Raw genomic sequence first — 17,897 nt, 5'->3', positions numbered from 1 at the left:
CTGCTCTTTTTTACTTAATTTACAACGGGTTATCTTCATTTTAGTAGTCTAGCATGGTGCTTATCTACTACAGCCCCCTCTTTTATATTGACCTGACTATATCTACCGTTTTCATTAAAGTCATTCGCTTAATATCCTGATAAGAGAACTTGAATAATGAGTATTATCAATACCGATATCATGCCGTATAGGTCTTTTTGTTTGTCAATTTTCCTTGAATAACCTTATCTATCCCTTATAAAGAAAACCAATGAAAGCGTATTTACCTATGCTTTTATCAGCATTTTTAATATATTTTTTGATGATAAATAATTTTATAATTGGTAAAAACAGGATTCTTTATGGCACACGATAATTTATTTGAACCCGTGAAAATGGGCACCCAAACCCTTAAAAACCGTATCATTATGGCACCATTGACTCGCCTGCGTTCGATTGAACCAGGCGATGTACCGACCGCACTTGCTGGCGAGTATTATTCACAGCGTGCGGGTTCTGGATTGGTGATTACTGAGGCGACGCAGGTTTCGTTTCAAGCAAAGGGATATGCTGGCGCGCCAGGTATTCACACGCAAGATCAGATCACCGCATGGAAAACCATCGTTGACAATGTCCATGCCAAAGGTGGCAAGATTGTGGTGCAGTTGTGGCACACCGGTCTGGTATCGCACGAAAGCGTACAGCCTGACGGCAAAGCACCCATTTCTGCCTCTGATATCGATGTTGGTATACGGACTTCATTGCGTGATAGCGACAATCAAGCCATCCGTGTTGACGCCACGCCGCCACGCCCAGCCACCCTTGATGAGATCAAGCAAGTGATCGCTGACTTTGCTCAAGCCACCAAAAACGCCAAAGAAGCAGGATTTGATGGGGTAGAGATTCATGGCGCTCATGGTTATTTATTGCATCAGTTTTGGGTTGAGCAAACCAACCAGCGTGACGATGAGTATGGCGGTAGCCGTGAAAACCGCGCGCGCTTGACGCTAGATGTTATCGATGCTTGTGTGGATGCTTGGGATGCCGATCATGTCGGTATTCGTATTTCACCGCTTGGCACATTTAACAATGTAGAAGCGGGCTACAATGAAGACGAAAATATTTGGATGATTGAGCAGATCAATAAGCGCGGATTGATGTATTTGCATCTGTCAGAGCCAGATTGGGCAGGTGGCACGCCTTATAATGATGAATTCCGTCAAAACGTTCGTGATGCTTTTGATAATTTAATTATCGCGGCGGGTGGTTATACAGCTGAAAAAGCAGAGAAAAACGTCAAAGCAGGTTATATCGATGCGGTTGCGTTTGGCCGTGATTATATTGCCAATCCTGATCTGGCTGAACGTATCCAAAAAGGTGCGGCGCTTAACGAACAACATCCAGAGTCTTTTTATGGTGGTGGCACAGAAGGCTATACCGACTATCCATTTTTGGATCAAGCGTAAGCATTTATCCGCCAGATATAGTTGACAGGCTTTCAAGTCGCTACAGTATTGCTGGTATCAATTTTTTGCAGCATCGAGCTGCGAAGGCACAGCAAGTAAGAAAAATTTGCACCAGCAGTACGTGTTGTATCGATATTACTTTTCACTGACTATATTATGGTTGATAGATAAACAACGGATCGTAAAAAGCCCCCTGACTGTCTCAGTCAGGGGGCTTTTTTTTGGAGAAACAAATGTCATTGACCAAAGTGACCCGTTTGATAATCACGAAACGTTTGGCGCAACTCTTCTTGGGTGTTCATCACAAAAGGCCCATGACCTGCCACTGGCTCACCAATCGGCTCGCCGCTTAACAGCAGTAGTTTAATAGGCGTTCGCGTCTCTGCACCATCTGTAGGCGTTTGGTACTGTAGTTCGATTGTGTCGGTAGAAATCGTATCGGTAGAAAGAGTAGAAACGTCAGACGTTTGCTCAGACTGATCGCCTACATTGCTGTGGGAGGGCGCGGCGAATTGAATCAAATTACCTGCACTAACGGGTGTGCTATTGACCAATAGATTGCCTTCTTGTACCAGCAGTAAGACATTATGATTGCTGGGAACGGGCAGCGTCGTCGATCCTGCTACCTGTAGTTCGATATCCCATAAATTAATGGGTGTGAATGTACTGGCAGCGCCGAGTACACCTTGCCAGTCGCCCGCGATGATAGCGACTTTACCGATAGCAGTCTGATTGTGAGTGTCGCTATGATCTATTAGTTCGACGATAGGCATCTCAGAGCGTTTGATGGATTGATATTTTGGTTCGGTAAGTTTGTGCGCACTCGGCAGATTCACCCACAATTGCACCATACTAAAAACGCCGCCGCGCTGACCAAATGCTTCTGAGTGAAACTCTTCATGCAAAATGCCGCGTCCAGCGGTCATCCACTGCACATCCCCTTCCAAAATATCGCCGCGCCCACCTGTTGAGTCTGCGTGACTGATTTCACCGGAATAGGCAATGGTGACGGTTTCAAAGCCTTTGTGTGGATGCTGTCCAATCCCATGTGGCTGTAATTTATACTCAGGATTGGGCGCAAAGGTCGTCGGATTGCCATAATCGAACAACAAAAATGGATCGGTATGGTTATAGTTAAAGTCTGGGTTGTCTTCTAGATGATTGATGAGCGTTTTTACATAAAAACCATCACCCACCCAGTGCGGCGCTTTATCGCCATGAATGTGTTTAATAGGGCGCATGTATTACCTCGCAAGTCTAAGTAACATCAATATTAAGGCGGGTCTGATCATTCAACCGTGGCACTGACAGCGACTATTTGTGAATATCAAACCCGCCTTAGTAAACAAAATACCGTTCAATCATTCTACAATAAAACAGACTTATGTTTTGTATATATAGTCGGTGAAAAGTAATATCGATACAACACGTACTGCTGATACAAATTTTCGCAGCCCCTGTTTATATTGATCTCACTATAATTGCATAATGCACAAAATTCTATCCACGGTTAGACAACCTCACCGCAGACAAAACCACTGGCCCAAGCCCATTGAAAGTTGTAACCACCAAGCCAGCCAGTGACATCGAGCACCTCACCGATAAAATATAAGCCATCTTGCAAGTTACTCTGCATGGTCTTTGAGGAGACCTCGTCAGTTTTGACGCCGCCGCGCGTCACCTCGGCAGTGCGATAACCTTCTGTACCAGAGGGTTTGAGTCGCCAACCGTTAAGCGTAGTACCCAACTCAATCAGCCGCCCATCTTTTATATTGGCAAGTTCAGTGTCTTTTATATCGTCCCATAAATGCGTTTGCAGTGCTGCCAGTAGTTTTTTGGGTAATGCATTGTCCGTGCTGTCTGCCAGTACCGTCCGAATCAGTTGCTTTGGGTGCGATTTTTTGCGCGCAAGCAATAGCGCCGTCACGTCGGTCTCTGGTAGCAGATTCATACTGATGGTTTCGCCTGTGTGCCAATAGTTTGATAGCTGGAGCATGGCAGGGCCAGACAGCCCGCGATGGGTAAATAACACAGGCAATTTAAAAGTGATGCGCTCATTACTGGCAATCACTGGCAGGCTGATACCGGCCAAGGCGCGAATCAGCTCGCCTGTTTTATCAGTAAAGGTAAAAGGAACCAAGCTCGCATCGGTGGCAATCAGTGTGTGGCCAAACTGCTGTGCCAGCTCATAACCCAAGCCAGTTGCGCCCATCGTTGGGATAGACAATCCACCTGTGGCCACCACCAATGACTCGCAGCTGTAATGTGCTTGTGAAGACTGAATGTCACTAGCAATCTCCTTTTTATTGAGCACTTTACTGGTCGTTAATTGAAAGCGGGCAGAGGTATCTTGCTGGAAAGTTTGCACGGCTTCAATGTGTGTGTTCAAGCGTACTTGTACCCCTGCTGCGGTACATTCATCAAGGAGCATGGTCAAGATGTCTTGGGCAGAATCATCACAAAACAGCTGACCGTGTTCGCGCTCGTGATAAGGGATTTTGTGTGCCTCAACCATGCCAATAAATTCCCAACTGGGATAGCGGCTTAGCGCAGATTTACAAAAATGAGGGTTAGTACCAATAAAATGCTCAGGCTCGACGACGTAATTGGTGAAATTACAACGACCACCGCCTGACATTAGGATTTTTTTACCAGCTTTATTGGCGTGATCTAATACCAGTACGCGGCGACCACGGCGACCCGCAGTAAGCGCACAATATAACCCTGACGCGCCCGCGCCGATGATGATGACATCATAGTGAGTTTGGGGTTGTGCGTGGCGGTGATTACTCATTGTGATCTCATAAAATTATAAATATAAAAGGGGACAACTAAAGGGGAATAAGAAGCAAAAAAAATTCATTCCAGTTCCGCGTTGCAATATCATATATCTGTTTTATTTAGAATCGACTACACGTCTGGCTGACTGATTAATTAATTAAGCTGTTTTGACCATAGCCATTGTCCATATTTCATCTCAGGTTACAAGGACTAAATGTTCAACACGCCCTAATGATATCGCTATACAGCGAAATTGTTATGTTTGGCAGTTGATGCCTTGCAACCGTCCTGCTTATTTGTCAAACTATTGCTAAGTGTTAGATGTTATAGAAAGTGTTAAACGTTATGGAAGATGACGCTTATTGCCTGTGCGGACAGTCATTATCGACGGTTTTGCGACAGATGATAATAATTAAAAAGGATGAATACTATGACACAGAAATCATTTCCTATTGCTACCGAATTCCTCGCCGCTGCCAACACGACTGTCGAACAATACACCAAAGATTATCGACAGTCGATTGCGTCCCCTGACGATTTTTGGGCGAAGCGCGCTGAATTGATTGATTGGATAAAAACACCCACCAAGATCAGTGACGTGAGTTACGATTTAGACGATTTTCGCATCAAGTGGTTCGAAGATGGTGAATTAAATATCTCTGTTAATTGTCTTGATAGACATCTCAAAAAAAATCCTTATAAGCCTGCCATCATTTGGGAAGGCGACCATCCCTCATTACATAAGATTATCTCGTTTAAAGAGTTATACGAAGCGGTCTGCCGTTTGGGTAACTCAATGCGCAAGCTTGGAGTTGAGAAAGGCGATCGCGTGACGCTATATATGCCGATGATACCTGAGGCGATGATAGCGATGCTGGCCTGTAGCCGTATTGGCGCTGTGCATTCAGTGGTTTTTGGCGGTTTTTCTGCTGAGAGTTTGGGCAACCGCTTGATAGACAGCCGCTCAAAAATCGTCATTACTGCTGATGAAGGCATAAGGGGTAATAAGCGAACTCCGCTCAAAGCCAATGTCGATCGGGCCTTAGATATGGATGGGACAGAGAGCGTGACAAACGTCATTGTCGTTCATCGGACAGGCAATTCTGTGCCAATGAGTGGTCGCCGTGATGTTTGGTATCATAGTTTGGTAGATGGTGAGTCAGCCCATTGCGAGCCTGAAGTCATGAATGCCGAAGATCCTCTGTTTTTATTATACACCTCTGGTTCTACTGGCAAGCCAAAAGGCGTGGTGCACACAACTGGTGGCTATATCACTTACGCCTTATCAACGTTTCGAGATGTCTTCGATATCAAAGACGATGACATTTATTGGTGTACAGCGGACGTAGGCTGGATCACAGGTCATACCTATGCGACGTATGCGCCACTTGCCAACGGCACGACGACTCTGATGTTTGAAGGTGTGCCAGAATATCCGACGTGGGCACGTATTGGTCATATTATTGACAAGCACGATGTGACGATTTTATATACGGCACCGACAGCGATTCGCGCGATGATGAAGGAGGGTGATGCCTTTGTGCGTGAGTCGAAGCGCTCAAGCCTGCGCTTACTTGGATCGGTCGGAGAACCAATCAATCCAGAAGCGTGGGATTGGTATTATCATATCGTTGGGGCAGGTCGTTGTCCTATTGTTGATACGTGGTGGCAGACTGAGACGGGTGGTATCTTAATGGCACCAATACCCGGCGCTATCGCTCTGAAACCGGGCGCGGCAATGAATCCGCTATATGGCATCAAACCAGAAATTGTGGATAAGGATGGTGACATCCTAGAAGGCGCTGCCGAAGGCAATTTGGCAATTAATAGTAGCTGGCCGGGGCAAATGCGGACGATTTATAATGATCATGCGCGTTTTTTGACCACGTACTTTAGTGAGTATCCTGGCTATTACTTTACAGGTGATGGTGCGCAGCGTGATGAGGAAGGTCATTACTGGATTACTGGGCGTGTCGATGATGTACTCAATGTCTCAGGTCACCGTTTGGGTACAGCCGAGATTGAGAGTTCGGTGGTCGCTCATCCTGCCACGGCTGAGGCAGCGATTGTCGGTATGCCGCACGAGATTCGCGGGACAGGTATTTGTGCGTTTATTATCTTAAAATCGGGTGAAGAAGAAACAGCGTCATTGAAAGCGGAGCTGAATCGCCATGTGCGTGCTGAGATTGGTCCGATTGCCAATTTAGACACGATCTACATTGTCGATGCGCTGCCAAAAACGCGCTCTGGCAAAATCATGCGCCGTATCTTACGCAATCTTGCCGCAGGGCAATATGTTGGGTTGGGTGATTTATCCACACTTGCTGATAGCTCCGTGATTAATACCTTGGTCGAGGCGGTCAAAGCCGAGCGTAAAGCATAAGCGGTATCTTTAATCAGTCAATATCATTACAAAAAGCCATGTTACGAAGGTAGCATGGTTTTTTATGTAGAAAGTATTGCTATCAGGCGGGTTTAAAGGTTCAATATTATTTAAAAAAATCATCTGCAAAAAGCTATCCTAGCAGCACGATATTCTTTTTAAAGGAATTTGACTATATTGTGACCAACCCAATCTCTACCAAATATAAGGCTTAACGTTATTATGACCAACCATTCTTCACAGTCTGCTGATCTTGCATCATTGAACATTGCCATCATTGGTGGAGGGCTAACTGGGTTGTTTACTGCGACATTACTAGAGCGTGCGTTCAATCAAGGCCAAAACCAACAGCCATCATGCAATCCGCACATCACTATTTTTGAAAAGTCTCGCAGTGTGGGGCGTTTGGCGACTCGTTATCGTACGGATAGTCAGACAGTTGGTAATCATAATAAAAATTGGCAATGGGCGTTTGGGGCGCAGTTTTTTACGGCCAAGACCGCGCAGTTTCAGCAGTTTATGACGCTGTGGTTAGAGACAGGATTATTACAGCCATGGTATGCGCGCGTGGTCAGTGTCACGCCAGCGAGTGACGACACTCAATCGCCTGATGTTCAAAGTAAAGAAAAATGGAACACCCTGCAAGCTCGCTACATCAGCACCCCAAAGATGACCAGTTGGGGACGAGCGTTGGCCGATGAATTGACGAATACCACCATACAGTTTAAAACTCGTGTGGCTCCATTGGCTCAGTACGCATCAACCCAAATCGATAAAAAAACTGAGTTGTTTGATGAGACTGGCACCAGTCTTGGCTGGTTTGATTGGGTGATTTGTACCGCACCGAATGGTCAGGCGCTAGAGCTAATGGCTGACAGTGGCTTTGCACGGCAAACGGATATCCTTAAACCTAAAATGCTGGCTTGCTATACATTGATGCTGGGCTGGGATGATCAACAGCCATTGCCTAAAACGTTAAATAATCAAGCTACAGCCAGTTGGGACGTGGCTTATGTGAGCGACTCAATACTAGATAGAGTATTTATCGAACACCAAAAGCCTGCTCATGATGAGTTGCTGCCGAGTATCACCATTCATGCCCGTAATGACTGGTCAGAAGCACACGTTGATGATGATATAGACGGGGTAAAAGCGCAATTATTACAAGCCGCCCAGCAACTATTGAATTGGACGGTTGACAGTGCACCCAGTCAAATTGACTGTCATCGCTGGCGTTATGCAGCAACGATCATGGAGACGCAAAACAAAGACAGTAACGACATATTGGGCATATTGGTCGATCAGCAGCAGCAGTGGATTGTCAGTGGTGACTGGTGCGGACAAGGCAATATCGAGAGCTGTTATCAGATGGCACAGGAAGCCGTGGACGCTATTGTTTCTCATTGATGTATCAATACGATTTTGGCTGATAGAGAACCATTGGCTCAATTTGGCGAAGAGTGGGTTTAAAAGAATTGGTTTTACAGAAGGAGGGCAGGGCTATGTTTGGATTCGATATAGATTTAGGGTTGATGGGTTATCACTTTTTTCAATTGGGTGTTGCCTTTATTCTCTCCCTGCCGATCGCTCTTAACCGTGAGATGAAAGAGGATGGCGCAGGGCTCAGAACCTTCCCCTTGGTGACAATTGCTTCGTGTGCCTTTATGTTGGTGGGTAAGGATATTTATGATTCCGCTGGCGAGGCGAGGATTATGTATGCCATCATTACGGGTATGGGCTTTATCGGCGGTGGTGCTATTTTTAAAAACGAAAAAGGTTCAAAAGGCACAGCGACGGCCGCCAGTCTATGGAATACGGGCGCTATCGGGATTTCGGTCGCTTATGGTCGTTATGAGATTGCTATTATCTTATCTATCGTTGGCTTTTTAATTTTGCAGTTTTCGGAGCCTTTTAAGACAAAGAACTCCTCATAGGCATTGAGGTGGCGGGGTCAGTGTTTCCTATATTTACGTCAGGCTATGTTTAGTCGTTCTCTATGAGTGATCATGTTTATCTGATTAGGGCGTGTTGAACATTATAAATCAAGGAATGATAGACAAAAAAAGAGCCCACAGAGGAGGAGACTGTGGACTGAGGAAAACTTATCATGCAGTAAAACTACAAGTAAGTGCATGAAACTTTATTCTTCTTACAGTAAATATAATACCAAACTGATTTATTTCAATGAACTCTTACATCTGCTTACAACTTTTGGTGTACAACTGTATCAACAATATTTGTTTATCAGGATGAAAGCTATGCGGTTTGTCCACGTTCACTGAGACGTCATGATGGTTTGGTATTATAGGCAATCACTCATTTGCTGATCATCAGGTAAGCATCCTTGTATCTTTGAATAAAAAACCCATTAGGACACGCTCCAATATCGCAAAAAAATATCAGCCATAAGGAAGATGCAGAGATGGCATGACGGCATCTGTGAAAAATGCTAAGCTATCAACATTATTATGTCCACCATAAACTGGGTTTGTCATGACCGAGAGTACACATCTGCATACGCCAGAGCAGGAACCATTACCCGTGCAAAGTGAAAAAAGTATTTTTAATTTGCCCAACAATCTTACGATTGCGCGTATCTTGATGATTCCGCTATTTGTAGCGATTGCCTATTGGCCACCTGCCATGGGGATTGGCCTGCCAGCCATCTCAGATAACGTGATTGCGCGGGTGGGCATGAGTGACTTTAGCGACAGCTTATTACGTCACCTATTATTAACCAGCGTCTTTGTCATTGCTGCGATTACCGATTGGCTCGATGGTTACTTCGCTCGTAAGCTCAACATTGTCTCAGCCTTTGGTCGATTTTTAGATCCGGTCGCTGACAAGCTCATGGTGGCAGCCGCACTCATCATCTTAGTACAATGGCATCCCAATATCATTATGGCGATAGCGGCTATCGTGATTATCTCGCGCGAAATCGCGGTATCAGCACTGCGCGAATGGATGGCAGAGTTGGGTAAGAGTACCAGCGTGGCGGTATCTTATGTGGGCAAGCTCAAGACGACGTTTCAGATGGTGGCGATTACCGTACTATTACTGAATTGGCAATCGCTTGAAACCATCGGTTATGTACTGATGATTGCCGCCGTCATTTTGACCTTGTGGTCGATGATGATTTATCTAAGAGCCGCATGGCCTTATTTAAAGCAGAGTGGTTAAGCTCAGGATATTGATCGTAAAATTATAAAAGTATCTTCGTATTTTTAAATTGAAACGACGATAGCAAACACTAAAAAACGCCAGTCGCACATCGCTATTGGCGTTTTTTGTTGTCTGTTTTGAACGATGTGAGACAGCCATTCTATTTTACTTTGATTGTGCCAGCGGCTCATATATACTAAAAATAACCAACAAAAGATAAGAGAGTTGGGCGATACATGACCCGATGTCATTGGAATAAGGAAATAGATATGGCATTACATCAGAAACAGTCAGCTGCTGCCGTTTTATTATTGGTACTACTAACAGGGTGTTCGCAAGCGCCAAATGTACAGAGAGAGTCAGTACCAAGTATTCAAGCAGAGGCCATGCAAGATGCTGCCGAGTCAGAACGTTTGGGTACACAGTGGGGAGATGAGGTTGACTCGCCGATTACTACTGTCGATCTGCGCCGTGTCAATAATGAGCCTCTTGAGGAGATGCAAGTATCGTATGCCGATAAAAGTTATAAAGGGCGTGCGGTCAATAGCATGTCATTATTGGCAGGAAAAGTTGAATTCTCAGTGATTACTGACAATGACAAATTACCACTCTATCGCGATGCTGGTAATTACTATTTGCAAGGTCAAGCAGGTCAGGCCTATCGTCTCGTCTATCATAATAATAGTGCCAACACTTATGAGATCGTCGCTAGTGTCGATGGCTTAAATGTTCTCAACGGCAGTGCCGCCAGTCTTTATGATAGTGGTTATGTTTTGGAACCCAATGATGACTTGGTCATTGAAGGTTTTCGCAAAAGTCAAAGCGCGGTTGCCTCCTTTATCTTTAGCAAACCAGATAACGCCTATGCAGCAAATACCACGAGCGGCTCTATAGAAAACACAGGGGTTATTGGTACAGTGATTTATGAGCTATACGATCCTTCTCAGCCTAAACCCCGACACGCAAAAACGTATCCAGCAGATAAGGGCTATGCGAAACCACCGCAGTAGTTATAAATAACAGCAGACACGAATATAGACCATCACATAAATGATGACCATAAACTATAAATACAGACAACAAAAAACGCCAGTCGCTTAATGCGACTGGCGTTTTTTATGCTTTGCTTTTAACGTTTTAACCATTAAGACTTTATAGCTCTATCGAGAAATTCTCGCCTAAACTTTTCTCAACGGCCGTATCGGTCACTGCCGCGGCTGCCATCTTAACAGCACTGGTAATGGCATTGCCATTCGCCCAATACTGTGCGCCATGAGGCGTAACTTTGATCAGCTGAACCTTTGGGTCTTCTTTGCCCTGCTCAAAATATGCGTTGTACATCACTGACCACAGCTCATCCAGTTTTTCTTTATCTTCTACCAGCTCAGCCTTTCCCGTGATAGACAAGTAGTTCTTGTCATCCTGACTGACGTAAGCCAAATTCACTTGTGGATCGTTCTTAATGTTATCGACTGTCTCAGAAGGACTATGACCGATAAACCAAATCTCTTTGGCACCAATACTGGTTTCGGTGGTATTCATCGGACAAGAATGCAGATGATCCTCATGAGTACGCGTGGTCATCATCGTGTATTTAATGTCTTTTACCATCGCTTGAATGGTATCCATCTGTTGTTGTTTATTCATCACAGCTATCCTTGTTGTTATAATTGGCTATTATAATGGTTTGCCGTAGCAATTTATCTCGCCTTTATTTTTCATATAGAGCCGCTGGTTTAATGGCGCTAACCTAACGGCGCTAATCTTAGAGAGACACTGAGAATTGCTCACCTATGCCTTCAGCTGTTTTACCGTCTTGTAGCGCTGCCGCTGCCATTTTGAACATATTGACTGTAGAGCTTCCGCTCAACCAGCACTCGACGCCATGTGGTACGACTTTAATTAGTTGGACGTTAGGATCTTCTTTACCATGCTCAAAAAATGCATTGTAAACAGGTGACCACAGTTCATCCAATTCGTCTTGATCTGTTGACAATTCTGCATTGGCACTGACAGAGACGTAATTTTTTTCATCTTCAGAGGCATAAGAAAGACCGATTTTTGGATTGTCTTGAATGTCTTTGACGACGTCTGATGTTTTATCACCGATAAACCAAATTTCTTTGGCACCAATGCTGGTTTCGCTGGTCGTCATCGGCCAAGCATGGACATCGCCTTTACTGTTGACGGTGCTCATCATGGCAAATTTTACATCTTTAATCACATCTTGGATTTTGTCTAATTGTTCTTGCTTGTTCATAATATATCCTTAGTTTATTTAAATGCTTAGATTATTAAAATTATAGTGAGGTATTGCCGTTACTCTTTTAATTATTTTCTTTTGGACTGGATGTAGAATAACGATAGACACCCATGCAGTTATATAGTTTGACCGTAATGCGATGTTAGTGTTTGTAAGGTATATAAAGGTTAAGTAAAGACTGTGACCAACCAAGTGAAAGCTTGCTGCTATAGAAAGATCCCGTATAGGAAATATATTTGCCATTGAATTTCTAATCAATTTATAGTCATTACAGGCAATTTATCGTGGTTTAGACCTGCTTCTTATAGGGCTTCTTGTTATAATACGCAGACCATTTACTTAGCATGGCAGAGATGCCTTGATCTTACGGATTATGCCTTTATGATGACCATCGCCGGACAACCGTTTCTTACCGATTTTCAGACGCAGCAACTCATCAGTCAGTTTCAGCAAAAAACCGAGCTAAATGTCAGTCAAATAACAACTCAGCAAGTGTATGTGCTATCACGAGAATTAACTGGTGATGAGCATAAAAAAGCGCTAGATTTACTGGCGGTTGAACCAGCAGTAACGCTAGATGCCCCGCACGACAACCAAGTTCAAGTCATTGTTAGTCCGCGTTTTGGTACGATATCGCCATGGGCAAGTAAAGCGACCGATATTTTTAATAACTGTGAAATTGAGATCAATCGCGTTGAGCGTGTCATCGTTTATACGCTAACCGTCGATGGAAAAACAGACGGTGAAATCAGTGAAAAGCTATCGACTGCCGCTGAGCAGTTATTGTTTGATCGTATGACGCAAAGCTTGGTCTATAACTTGAACGATGTCAGTAAGTTGTTCGACGATCAAGCGCCAGCATCACTCAATCATATTGATGTCATCGGCGAAGGTCAGTCGGCATTAGAGTCAGCCAACAGAGAGTTTGGCTTTGCGTTATCGAGCGAAGACATCGATTATCTGATGAATGCGTATGTCAATGAGTTAAAGCGCAATCCAACAGACGTTGAGCTGATGATGTTTGCGCAAGCCAACTCTGAGCATTGCCGTCATAAGATATTCAATGCCCAGTGGACAGTCGATGGCGAAGTACAACCTAAGTCACTGTTCCAAATGATTAAGAATACTTACCAGTCTAATCCACAAGGCATCTTGTCTGCTTATAAAGACAACGCGGCAGTGATGGCTGGGTCTGATGGCATGCGTTTTTATCCTATCCCAATGGACGCGATGGATGCCAATTCAATCCATCCTTATGGATTCCATCAAGAAGACATCGATATCTTGATGAAAGTTGAGACGCACAATCACCCAACGGCGATTGCCCCTTACTCTGGTGCAGCGACAGGTGCGGGTGGTGAGATTCGTGATGAAGGCGCGACGGGTCGTGGCGGTAAGCCAAAAGCGGGTCTAACAGGTTTCCACGTGTCACACTTGCATATCCCAGAGCTTGCAGAGAAATGGGAGCAATCAGGTCAGTTGAGTACTCAGGATTATGGTACGCCAGATCGTATGGCAACCAGCCTTGAAATCATGACGGAAGCGCCACTCGGTTCTGCCAACTTCTCTAACGAGTTTGGTCGTCCGAACCTATGCGGTTACTTCCGTAGTTTCCAATTGGATACTTCTGCGGCAAAAGACGGCAGCGAGATGCGCGGCTATCACAAGCCAATTATGCTGGCAGGTGGTTACGGCAATATCAAACGCAACCTCATTGAAAAAAATGCGATTACGAAAGGTGATTTGCTGATCGTCCTTGGCGGCCCTGCGATGCAAATCGGTCTAGGCGGCGGTGCAGCATCGTCGGTCGATAGTGGTGTATTGGATGAAGGATTGGACTTTGCCTCAGTTCAGCGCGATAACGCTGAGATGGAGCGTCGTTGCCAAGAAGTCCTCGATCGCTGCTGGGCGCTTGCTGGTAATGATGTTGATGTCAGCAATAACAGTAAAGATGGTAATCCAATCGTCTCGTTACATGATGTAGGCGCGGGTGGTCTATCTAATGCGATGCCAGAATTGGTCAATGACCATGAAATGGGAGCACATCTGAACTTGCGTAAGATTCCATCATTAGAAGCTGGCATGTCGCCAATGGCCATCTGGTCAAACGAAGCGCAAGAGCGTTATGTGCTAGCGATTCGTCCAGAGAGCAAAGATCAGTTCGATGCGATCTGTGCCCGTGAGCGCTGCCCGTATGCCATCTTGGGCGAGGCGACGGATATCCGTCAGTTGATCGTTGATGATGAGTTATTGGCTGAGCAACCAGTCGACATGCCGATGCAAGTATTGCTCGGTGGTACACCAAAAATGCAGCGTAGCTTTGAGCGTTCTGAGCGCACATTGCCAGCACTAGAGCTTGGCGATGTGAACTTAGCCGAATCAATCACCGATGTATTGCGTCACCCAACCGTGGCGAGCAAATCATTTTTGATCAGTATTGGTGACCGTTCTATCACTGGTATGGTCGTGCGTGATCAGTATGTGGGTCGCTATCAAGTGCCTGTATCAGATTGCGCGGTGACGGCGTCAGGATTGGTGGCGCTAGATGGTCAGCCGATGAGCGGTGAAGCCATGAGTGTCGGCGAGCGTACGCCGGTTGCGCTGATTAATCCAAAAGCCTCTGCACGCTTGGCAGTCGGTGAAGCGATTACCAACATCGCGGGCGCGCGTATCGCTCAGTTGTCTGATATCACCATGTCAGCGAACTGGATGGCTGCGTGCGGTGATGATGCAGAAGATGCGGCATTGTTTGATGCCGTACATGCAATCGGCGAAGAGCTATGTCCAGCACTCGGTATCGCTATCCCAGTTGGTAAAGACTCGCTATCCATGCGTGCCAATTGGACTGATAACGAGAATGGTGACAATCAAGACAAATCAGTCGTCTCACCAATGAGCTTGGTCGTGACGGCGTTTGCCCCTGTCGTTGATGTGTCCAAAACGCTAACGCCTGAGCTAATCAATGGCGACAGCGCGTTCTACCGTATTGACTTGTCCAAAGGTAAATTGCGTCTAGGTGGCTCAATCCTTGCACAAACGCTTAGCCAATTAGGTAATGATTGTCCAGATTTGGCGCAGCCAAGTGACTTGATCGACTTCTTTAACTTTGTGCAAGCAGGTAACGCGCAAGGCGTCATCAGCGCGTATCACGATATCGGTGATGGCGGTCTACTGGCGACCATCGCAGAGATGCAGTTTACCAGCCGTCAAGGTATCAAGCTGTCATTGAATGATGACAACTTACTTGGTCAGCTGTTCAGTGAAGAGCTGGGTGCGGTTATCCAAGTCTTACCAGAAAACGTTGCGGCGCTCATGCAATTGGCAGAAGAATTTAACGTCAGCGATATGCTCAGCCTCGTCGGTCAAAGCAGTGAAGAAGACAGCTTAATCATTCAAACGCCAACGCTTATGGGTGATGACACTCTACGCCTTAGCCGTACTGAGCTACAGCAAGCATGGACGCAGGTTAGCTATCAAATCGCACGTCGCCGTGATAACCCAGCCTGCGTACAGCAAGAGTATGACTTGATTGCTGATGCTAGCCATAAAGGTCTGATCGCTGCACCAAACTTTGATCTCAATCAAAAAGTCGAAGAGCCATATTTAGCCAGTCGTGAGAATAAACCAAGAGTCGCCATCCTGCGCGAGCAAGGTGTCAACGGTCAGACAGAAATGGCAGCAGGCTTTACCCAAGCTGGCTTTGAAGCGGTCGATGTACACATGAGCGATCTACTGAGTGGTCGCATCAATCTACGTGACTTCGACGGTCTGGTCGCTTGTGGTGGCTTTAGTTATGGTGACGTACTGGGCGCAGGTTCAGGCTGGGCGAACTCTATCTTGTTCCATGACGAGCTACGCATGCAGTTTGTGCGCTTCTTTGCCCGTCCTGATACCTTTAGCTTAGGTGTCTGTAACGGCTGTCAGATGATGGCACAGCTAAAAGATCTGATCCCAGGTGCGGAAAACTTCCCACGCTTTATCGCTAATAAATCGGCTCGCTTTGAAGCGCGTACGGTCAACGTAAAAATCGAGCGTACCAAGTCGATCCTATTTAAAGGCATGCAAGACAGCATCTTGCCAATCGCCACTGCTCATGGTGAAGGCTATGCGACTTTGGACAACAACGAAATCGACGGTATGGCAAAACATGGTCAGCTTGCGATGCGTTATGTCGATAGCCATGGTCATCCAACTGAGACCTATCCGCTCAATCCAAACGGTTCACTCGGCGGTGTCACGGGTCTGTGTAGCACCGATGGTCGCGTCACGATCATGATGCCGCACCCTGAGCGTAACTTGAGTGCGTATAACCACAGCTGGAAACCAGAAGAGTGGGATGAGGACGGCGCGTGGATGCGTATGTTCCGTAATGCTCGTGCTTGGTTACGTTAAGATGGACTGAGTTTGTTTAGACTAATTTTTCAGATATAAAAAAAGGTGGGCTTAGGCTCACCTTTTCTTTATTTAAAGTTTAAATAAAAAATGAATAATGTTAAAAATTGACTAAATAGAATATTGAATCAGTCAGAACTAACCGTAGAATTATTTTTATGTTAATTTAGTTCTAAATATATTCCAGTTTAATTTATATTAAATATTGATTTTCTATTATGATTTAAAACCCAAATCATAGAAGAGAAGTCTGATTGAATTTTATAGTGTTCTTCTATACTGCTGTCGTGAAGTAATTCGACTTCATTTTTAGTTCGTTCAGCCAATTCTTTTACTTTTGATAAATACGGATAACCATATACTGATTCATAACCACTAAAAAATTGCTCTGACTCTCTAAATTCACGGAACAATGGCCAGTCGTGATATGCAATTTCAACTACTAATTCACCCTCTTTTCCTATTTTTTTCATAATTTCTTGTGCTTCATTATATTCATAATTTATAACTGCATAAGCTAATTTGAAATCAAGAAGTGTTGCAGACCAATCTTTCGTATTAAGTAGACTCTTAGCTTCATCTTTCTTATCGGTTGCATTTAGAGCAATAGCGTGGTTAATTAAAAACAGTCTTTCCATTGATTCTGTCGAATTATTACTTAGATTCTTTGCAAAATCACCAATCGTAATGGCGTTTAACCACTCTTCTTCATGCAAAAAGTCAAAAATTTTCTCATTAAGATGTCTGTCAGCCTTCTCTATTTCATTATTAATTACTTTCCGCCAAAGAGTTTGTCCAAGCATAATTCCTACTTGAGCAACAATCATACAAGAATGAAATAAATACTCTGTCCCTACTTCAAGTTGTTCGCCTACATTTTTTTCTATTTCAAAATTAAAGCCGGCGGATTTACAAATATCTATATATTGTTTGCTAACTACACCATCACAGTGTGTAAATAAGTTTCTTCTCTGAGATTTTTCAATGAATGATGGCCACTGTTTGAATTTTTTAAGAGTAGTAATATTGAATTGATTTTCGAGACTCTTAAATTGTTCTTGATAACTTTTCCTCCTTATTGTTTCAATTTCTTTATCCAAAAATGACTGACGTAGTTCGTCAATAGAATTGTATTCCAGAACCTCAGAAATTTTAATTTCTTTATTTATATTTAAATATAAGTTTGGTTGTTTTCTAAATAAAACATCAACTAAATCACCGATGAATTTGTCAAAGGATGAAAAAAGGCTAACAAATAAGCTTTTTTCGAGCGTTTCAACTGGCGATGAACCCACATGCCTCCTTATCTTTCTCAAGGCTTTTCTTAGGTCTTTCTCAGATACGACCTTGTTTTCCTTACCATCTACTGTTTCTAAGGTACTTACTATATTTTTAGGGGCTGTAGTAGATAAGGATTAAATATCACACCATTTTCTCAGGGTTTTAAGCTGATTAGATGGTGACCCATAGT

General features: G+C 44.4%; 12 protein-coding genes. 7 read left to right on the top strand and 5 right to left on the bottom strand.

Annotation, left to right across the window (positions count from 1 at the left end; all coding sequences use genetic code 11):
* Nucleotides 1–341: 341 nt before the first annotated feature.
* Nucleotides 342–1,445, top strand: coding sequence for an alkene reductase (nemA, locus tag JMY02_RS13250; RefSeq protein WP_201599104.1), 1,104 nt, complete (start codon nucleotides 342–344; stop codon nucleotides 1,443–1,445).
* Between the two features lie 236 nt (nucleotides 1,446–1,681).
* On the opposite strand, the gene JMY02_RS13245 is transcribed toward nemA, so the two are convergent.
* Both JMY02_RS13245 and JMY02_RS13240 read right to left on the bottom strand, forming a co-directional pair.
* Complete coding sequence (locus JMY02_RS13245; protein ID WP_201599103.1) at nucleotides 1,682–2,686, bottom strand: pirin family protein; 1,005 nt, start codon at nucleotides 2,684–2,686, stop codon at nucleotides 1,682–1,684.
* A 269-nt stretch (nucleotides 2,687–2,955) separates the two neighbouring features.
* Nucleotides 2,956–4,239 carry a BaiN/RdsA family NAD(P)/FAD-dependent oxidoreductase gene (locus JMY02_RS13240; RefSeq protein WP_201599102.1) on the bottom strand — a complete coding sequence of 428 codons (1,284 nt, stop codon included), beginning with the start codon at nucleotides 4,237–4,239 and terminating at the stop codon, nucleotides 2,956–2,958.
* A 417-nt stretch (nucleotides 4,240–4,656) separates the two neighbouring features.
* Here JMY02_RS13240 and acs point away from each other — a divergent pair, with 417 nt between their 5' ends.
* The 5 genes from acs (at nucleotide 4,657) to JMY02_RS13215 (ending at nucleotide 10,781) form a co-directional block, all read left to right on the top strand.
* Entirely contained in the window at nucleotides 4,657–6,609 is a 1,953-nt protein-coding gene (gene acs, locus JMY02_RS13235; RefSeq protein WP_201599101.1) for an acetate--CoA ligase, read from the top strand.
* 222 nt (nucleotides 6,610–6,831) lie between these two features.
* Complete coding sequence (locus JMY02_RS13230; protein ID WP_201599100.1) at nucleotides 6,832–8,016, top strand: NAD(P)/FAD-dependent oxidoreductase; 1,185 nt, start codon at nucleotides 6,832–6,834, stop codon at nucleotides 8,014–8,016.
* A gap of 95 nt (nucleotides 8,017–8,111) precedes the next feature.
* Nucleotides 8,112–8,543 (top strand): MgtC/SapB family protein, encoded by a 432-nt coding sequence (locus JMY02_RS13225; RefSeq protein ID WP_201599098.1) that lies wholly within the window; start codon nucleotides 8,112–8,114, stop codon nucleotides 8,541–8,543.
* Between the two features lie 559 nt (nucleotides 8,544–9,102).
* Nucleotides 9,103–9,789, top strand: a complete 687-nt coding sequence (pgsA, locus tag JMY02_RS13220; protein WP_201599096.1) for a CDP-diacylglycerol--glycerol-3-phosphate 3-phosphatidyltransferase — start codon at nucleotides 9,103–9,105, stop codon at nucleotides 9,787–9,789.
* 251 nt (nucleotides 9,790–10,040) lie between these two features.
* Nucleotides 10,041–10,781, top strand: coding sequence for a hypothetical protein (locus JMY02_RS13215; protein WP_201599094.1), 741 nt, complete (start codon nucleotides 10,041–10,043; stop codon nucleotides 10,779–10,781).
* Between the two features lie 142 nt (nucleotides 10,782–10,923).
* Here JMY02_RS13215 and JMY02_RS13210 read toward each other — a convergent pair whose 3' ends face one another.
* Nucleotides 10,924–11,418, bottom strand: a complete 495-nt coding sequence (locus JMY02_RS13210; protein WP_201599093.1) for a pyridoxamine 5'-phosphate oxidase family protein — start codon at nucleotides 11,416–11,418, stop codon at nucleotides 10,924–10,926.
* Between the two features lie 118 nt (nucleotides 11,419–11,536).
* A complete protein-coding gene (locus JMY02_RS13205) occupies nucleotides 11,537–12,031 on the bottom strand; it encodes a pyridoxamine 5'-phosphate oxidase family protein (protein WP_201599087.1) in 495 nt (164 codons plus the stop codon).
* 384 nt (nucleotides 12,032–12,415) lie between these two features.
* Between JMY02_RS13205 and purL the strand changes: the two genes are divergently transcribed.
* Nucleotides 12,416–16,426, top strand: coding sequence for a phosphoribosylformylglycinamidine synthase (gene purL / locus JMY02_RS13200; RefSeq protein ID WP_201599085.1), 4,011 nt, complete (start codon nucleotides 12,416–12,418; stop codon nucleotides 16,424–16,426).
* Nucleotides 16,427–16,614: 188 nt separating this feature from the next.
* Here purL and JMY02_RS13195 read toward each other — a convergent pair whose 3' ends face one another.
* Complete coding sequence (locus tag JMY02_RS13195; RefSeq protein WP_201599083.1) at nucleotides 16,615–17,721, bottom strand: hypothetical protein; 1,107 nt, start codon at nucleotides 17,719–17,721, stop codon at nucleotides 16,615–16,617.
* Nucleotides 17,722–17,897 lie beyond the last annotated feature (176 nt).

The organism is Psychrobacter vallis (genome assembly GCF_904846715.1).
GTDB lineage: Bacteria > Pseudomonadota > Gammaproteobacteria > Pseudomonadales > Moraxellaceae > Psychrobacter > Psychrobacter vallis.
Note: the sequence above shows the minus strand (reverse complement) of the source record. Positions and strands in the feature narration are given on the sequence as shown.

Excerpts from the sequence above, each read along its gene's own strand:
- nemA (WP_201599104.1), top strand. The coding sequence starts at position 342 with ATGGCACACGATAATTTATTTGAACCCGTGAAAATGGGCACCCAAACC.
- JMY02_RS13245 (WP_201599103.1), bottom strand. The coding sequence starts at position 2,686 with ATGCGCCCTATTAAACACATTCATGGCGATAAAGCGCCGCACTGGGTG.
- JMY02_RS13240 (WP_201599102.1), bottom strand. The coding sequence starts at position 4,239 with ATGAGTAATCACCGCCACGCACAACCCCAAACTCACTATGATGTCATC.
- acs (WP_201599101.1), top strand. The coding sequence starts at position 4,657 with ATGACACAGAAATCATTTCCTATTGCTACCGAATTCCTCGCCGCTGCC.
- JMY02_RS13230 (WP_201599100.1), top strand. The coding sequence starts at position 6,832 with ATGACCAACCATTCTTCACAGTCTGCTGATCTTGCATCATTGAACATT.
- JMY02_RS13225 (WP_201599098.1), top strand. The coding sequence starts at position 8,112 with ATGTTTGGATTCGATATAGATTTAGGGTTGATGGGTTATCACTTTTTT.
- pgsA (WP_201599096.1), top strand. The coding sequence starts at position 9,103 with ATGACCGAGAGTACACATCTGCATACGCCAGAGCAGGAACCATTACCC.
- JMY02_RS13215 (WP_201599094.1), top strand. The coding sequence starts at position 10,041 with ATGGCATTACATCAGAAACAGTCAGCTGCTGCCGTTTTATTATTGGTA.
- JMY02_RS13210 (WP_201599093.1), bottom strand. The coding sequence starts at position 11,418 with ATGAATAAACAACAACAGATGGATACCATTCAAGCGATGGTAAAAGAC.
- JMY02_RS13205 (WP_201599087.1), bottom strand. The coding sequence starts at position 12,031 with ATGAACAAGCAAGAACAATTAGACAAAATCCAAGATGTGATTAAAGAT.
- purL (WP_201599085.1), top strand. The coding sequence starts at position 12,416 with ATGATGACCATCGCCGGACAACCGTTTCTTACCGATTTTCAGACGCAG.